Source organism: Sporosarcina sp. SAFN-015, from assembly GCF_051966875.1.
Taxonomy (GTDB): Bacteria; Bacillota; Bacilli; order Bacillales_A; family Planococcaceae; genus Sporosarcina.
On sequence record NZ_JBQCKP010000029.1, the window covers coordinates 1 to 900 of the forward strand.

Below are 900 nucleotides of genomic sequence, written 5' to 3' on the forward strand. Positions count from 1 at the left end.
TTCCTTTGTACGAACTATAACGACGTGATTTCCGGGTGAACTTATTGCCTTTCAATCCTAGCTTTCGCATAATGCGTTGCACCTTTTTGTGATTAACGACGATGCCACGATTTTTTAATTCAAGTTGAATCCTGCGATAACCATAATTTTCATTGTGCTCGTCAAAAATGGATTGAATCGTTACCTCCAACTCTTGGTTGGGATTCTCCCGTTTCATTTGTTTTATATGATAGTGATAGGATGATTCAGGAATGCCGACAATCTGCAGGACATCCTTCAGTTGGAATTCTTCTTTGAGTTCGAATGATAACGCTGCTTGTGCTTTTCGAGATAGCCGTCCGGATCCATCTGAAAAGCTCGCAACTTTTTTAGGTATTCCACTTCCAGGCGGAGGAGTTCATTTTCCCGTTCTAATTTCTGTTCACGCGTCATTTCATCCTGCTGTGTTGGCTTCTGGCTCTTCTTGACATTCTTCGCTTTATCAGACATGGCCGGTCGTCCTTTCGGGTTGTCCAGGGCTTCCGCACCGCCTTCAAGGAATTTCTTCTTCCAACCTCTGATGACCGAGGGATTCGTTATTCCGAAGTGAAGTGCCGTCTTTGAAAGCGAAGCGCCTGGTCTTTTCATAAAGCTTAATACATCCAGTTTGAATTGAACAGAATAAATCGCGTCCTTTTTCTTTCGAAATACTCCCTCCACACCAAACTTCTTGTATGCGTTTACCCAATCAATGATCTGTCTCTTCGACTTTACACCATGTTTTTCCGCCAATCTCTTATACCCAATTGTTCCTTTGAGATATTCCCGAACAACCATCACCTTAAAATCATCTGTATATTTAACCATAATAAAACACCCCAAAAGTTAGATTTTCAACTCTAACTTTTGGGGTGCACTTCA

The 900-nt window shown here is 41.8% G+C and carries 2 protein-coding genes; both read right to left on the reverse strand.

All coding sequences use genetic code 11. The annotated features are described in order from the left end of the window. Nucleotides 1-190, reverse strand: a 190-nt coding sequence (locus ACTHPA_RS18495; RefSeq protein ID WP_440502418.1) for an IS3 family transposase, incomplete at its 3' end; no start/stop codon positions are given. A gap of 86 nt (nucleotides 191-276) precedes the next feature. After that, a complete protein-coding gene (locus ACTHPA_RS18500; RefSeq protein WP_440502419.1) occupies nucleotides 277-846 on the reverse strand; it encodes a helix-turn-helix domain-containing protein in 570 nt (189 codons plus the stop codon). Between the last annotated feature and the right edge of the window lie 54 nt (nucleotides 847-900).